Origin of the sequence: Nocardiopsis sp. TNDT3 (genome assembly GCF_003427465.1) — a bacterium.
Classification (GTDB): Bacteria; Actinomycetota; Actinomycetes; order Streptosporangiales; family Streptosporangiaceae; genus Nocardiopsis; species Nocardiopsis dassonvillei.
In genome coordinates, this window is record NZ_QPFC01000695.1 from 1 (window position 1) to 4,077 (window position 4,077).

The following is a 4,077-nucleotide window of genomic DNA, read 5'->3' on the forward strand; positions in this document are numbered from 1 at the left end:
GTACTGGGAGGGTGGGATCCCGGGGGCGTCCGCGAGGTTCGCCCCCGGGCCCCGTTTTCCCGGGCGGGTGGGTGGCCCCGGTCGGCGTCAGGTGGGGAACTCCCCGACCCAGCCGCCGTCGAGGAGGTACTTGGGCAGGTAGCCCGACTCCACCTCCAGCGTGAACTCGGGGTGGTGGTGGCCGCGGTCGTGAGCCCAGCAGGCCAGGGCGAGCAGCCCCAGGGGGACGACGCCGTGCACGTCCTCGGCGCTTTCGGCGGTGGCGGTGTAGTGATCGCGGAAGGCGGTGAGCCCTTCGGCCAGGGCCCTGTTGAACCCGTCGGCGTCGTTGGCGGCGAAGAACCGGAAGGCGTTCATCTGGGGGAAGACGATCCTGTCGAGCGTGTCGCCGCCGAAGGCCCCGTTGCGGGGGTCGGACAGTTCCATGGCCCTGGCGAGGTGGTCGGCCAGGCCGGGCCGGTTGAGCACGAACGCCTGGAGCGCGGCGACCCAGTGGTAGACGTACTCGTTGTGCTGGATGCCGCCCCGCTCCCCGGCCTCGCGCAGCAGGTCGACCGGGACCTCGCAGAGCCTGCGCCAGCGCTTCTCGTCGCGGCAGGTGACGGCGAGGAAGAACGCGGTCTCCCAGTTCCCGGCGTTGGTGAAGTGGCCCGGTCCGGTGGCGGTGAGGTCGCGGACCTCGTGGTCGATCACGCACTGGACCCGGGCACCCTCGGGAGCGGTGCTGAGGTCGAAGACGGCGTTGAAGACCTGCATGGCGGCGGCCCAGGCCTCCCAGGTCTCCAGTTTCCCGCCCTCGGGGTCCAGGGTGAGGGCGATCTTCGCGTACCGGTACACGGTGGACGAGGTCGTGCCGATGGACTCGGGGTGCCGGGAGAGGTCGTCGATCTTCTTGACCCGCTTCTCCTGGAACTGCTTCTCCTTGATCCGGTAGGCGGGGTTGTCGATTCGGTGGCTCTCGATGCGGTACGTCAACGTCCTGCCCTCCGGTCCAGGTCGAATTCTCGGAAGGAGTAACCTTCGCTCCGGGAATCCAGGATTTGGCCCTGGTCATCGTAATTGGTGATGGGATTGCCCTTGACCTCGACGTAGTGGAGCTTGCCGTTCTCCAGAGCGGCCTGGATCTCGTCGGCCAGGTCCTCCTCGGTGAACGCGTTTCTGGCGTCGCTTTCCCCGCGTTCCCGCATGCTCTCCAGAATGGACTCCAGATACGCCCTCGTTCCCTGGGACACCCTGACCGGCGTGCTGTTCGGAACCTCGGCCAAGCGCGTGCCGAGCTGGGTGTCCGTACTGCTCTTGGCCTCGACGACGACGAGCCCGCCGTCCTCCGTGCGCCAGACCTGGTCGAACTGGTGGTTCCCGTTGCGGGGGGAGGTGTCGGGCAGGGTGATCTGCTCGGTGACCCTGGGCTTGTTGACGGGGTCGCCGTTCTCGTCCAGGACCGGCCTGCCCGCCGAGTCGAGGGCCGGGTGTGTGCCGTCGAACTGGTCGAGGATCGCGATGTCGGCCGTCGCCTCGCCGAAGCCCTCCGAGGCCCTGAGCATGTCGGTGTGCCGCTCGGCGTAGACCTCCCTGGCCGCGGCGAGGTCCCGGGGAACGCTGCCGCCCGCGTCGAGGTGCTCCTTGTACCGCGCCTCCAGCGCCTGGAGCCTGGTGCCCGCGGTGCCGTCCGCGGTGATGGCGCTGCGCCGCCTCTCCGCGAGCTCGTCGAGGTAGGTGTAGCCGTCGTTCGCGGGATCCCGTGAGACGAGCGCGTCGCGCTTGTTCACGTCTCCCTTGTAGTCCGGCGGGTCCGCGGCGGGAAGGGTCTCCTGGACGATCCACCGGCCGTTGTGCTTGTCCCAGGTCAGCTTGGGGAGGGGGATCTCCTCGGGACCCACCTTCGTGAACCGGCTCCTGCGGTAGCCGTTGTCCTGGTAGAACCGGTCGAACACCCCGTTGGAGCGGTCGTTCAGCAGGTCCTGGAAGTGCTGGTAGAAGCGTTTCCTGCCCTCGGGGGTGTCACCCCAGCGGTGGTTGGCCAGGTCCTGGACGTTGCTCGGCAGGTCTTCGTCACCGCCGCCGTCACCGCTGTCGCCGTCGAGGGGATCGTCCGGTCCGGAACCGTTCCCGTCGCCGGGGTCGGGCGAGTGCGGCGGTCCGTCGCCGGTGCCGCCACCGCCCGTGCCGCCGCCGGAACCGCCGCGGCCGGAGTCGGTCTCGATGACCGTCGTGCCTCCGCGCGGGCTGTCGAGGGACGTCGTTCCACCCGCACTGTTGTCGACCGTGGTGTCGTGGCGGGCGTCGACGCGCTCGCCGTCCGCCCCCTCCGCGATCTCGTGCTCTCCCCGGCCCGCGAGGACGAGTTCCTCGGGGCGCTCGTTCCCGGCCTCCACGCGGGAGGGCTCGGACTCGTAGCGCTGGACCGGGGTGTCGTTGACCGAGGAGACGTCGTCGGGTACCTGCGAGGTCACCCAGTCGTTCTCCTGGCCGTCCATCCCCTCGCGCAGGCCCCGGACGGACTCGGGGTCGACGCCGTCGAGGAAGTCCTGGCTGGAGTCGAGCAGCTCGGTGGTCGGATAGGTCGGCTCCTCGGCGTCCTGGTCGGCGCCGTCGCCCTCCGCGTCGTCGCGGTCCCGGTCCGAGGACCCGCGCCGCTCCGCGGCCTCGGGCTCGTCCCCGGGCGCGGTGTTCGCGCGCGGCGCGGACCCGTTGTCGCCGCCGACCCCGTCGGCGTCGTCGACCGGGACCGTGCGGTTGTCGCTGTTGCCGGGCCGGTCGGGGGAGGCGCCGTCGCCTCCGTCGAGGTCGTTGAGCCGTTGCAGGGCGTCGGTCATCCGGCCGAACTCGCCCTGGTCCAGATCCAGGTCGGCGAGCCTGCTGAGGTCCACCGGCTGGATGGACCCGTCGCCGAAGCTGGGCACGCGCGACATGAGGGTCTGGAGGTCCACCCCGCCGCCGTCGGGCAGGTCGGCGTCCGCACGGCCGCCGTTGACCCCGTCCAGGATCCGCGACCCGCGCCAGGCCAGGAGCGGGACGCCGACGACCGCGCCCACGCCGGTGGCGGTCAGCAGGGCGCCGCCCACCGTGGCGCCGATGTTGAGCGCCGCGGTCCCGATGACGTACCAGGGCCGGTCGCCCCACTCCCGCCACGGGACCACCGAGTGGGCCGCCTCCTTCCAGGCGTTCCCGGCGGTCTCCAGGGACCAGCCCCAGTTGCCGTTCTCGTCCCGGGACGCGCCCACCAGGGAGCCGAGGCCCTCCACGGTGCCGCCCCAGTAGTCCCAGAGGTTGTCGCCCCACGAACCGGAGAACCAGCCCTCGGGGCCGTGCGCCCCGACCATGCCGCCGAGGTCCTCGGCCATGCCGACCACGTAGTCCCCGACGGCGTCCGTGGCGTCGGTGTACCAGGCGTAGTCGCTGGTCTGGGGGGCTCCCCACTCCATCTCGACGCCTTCGAGGGGCGCGTCGAAACCGTAGACGAACTCGCCCGCGCCTGGGGTGACGCTGCCGTCGGCCCTCTGGGCGATGAAGGTGGTGCCGCCGAAGAGCGCGGTGATGGCGTTCGCGCACGTGCGCTCGGCCTCCTCGAACTCGTGCTTGAGCGCGGCGGCCCGATCGAGCAGGGCGTTGTGCTCGGCGACCTTGGGGCTCTCCTCCTTCCACCAGAGCATGCCGCTGCCCTCGTCCCAGTCCTCGTCACGCCCGTAGTCGATGCTCTGGAGGAAGGCGTAGGAGTCGCTGCGCAGCGTGTACCAGCGGTCCTTGATGTCGCGCGTCTTCTCGGCGAAGTCGATCAGCGCGTCGGAGGCGCTGGAGAGCGCCGACGACACCTCGTCGGCGTCCCCGGTGAGCGGGTTCAGGACGTTGAACAGCGTCGCGGACTCGGGTGCGGAGTAGATGCCGTCCAGGCCCGCCCACGCGCCGGTGATGTCACCCGCGGTGTCGGTCAGGTCGGTCCCGTCGGCCTTGAGCTTGGCCGCCGCCGAGTCCAGGAGGTAGGTGAGGGTGTCGGGGATGGGGAACGCGCTGGGGTCGATCAGGCCTTCGTCGGACAAGGTCGTCACCGTTACCTGTGTGCCGGGACGCCGCGGGCGG

At 70.8% G+C, this 4,077-nt stretch carries 2 protein-coding genes; both read right to left on the reverse strand.

Annotated features, from left to right (window positions below):
- Window positions 1-87 precede the first annotated feature (87 nt).
- Complete coding sequence (locus tag DQW06_RS17350; RefSeq protein WP_013155616.1) at window positions 88-975, reverse strand: immunity 49 family protein; 888 nt, start codon at window positions 973-975, stop codon at window positions 88-90.
- A complete protein-coding gene (locus DQW06_RS17355; RefSeq protein ID WP_117198924.1) occupies window positions 972-4,037 on the reverse strand; it encodes a hypothetical protein in 3,066 nt (1,021 codons plus the stop codon). The genes DQW06_RS17350 and DQW06_RS17355 overlap by 4 nt, the downstream gene beginning before the upstream one ends.
- Between the last annotated feature and the right edge of the window lie 40 nt (window positions 4,038-4,077).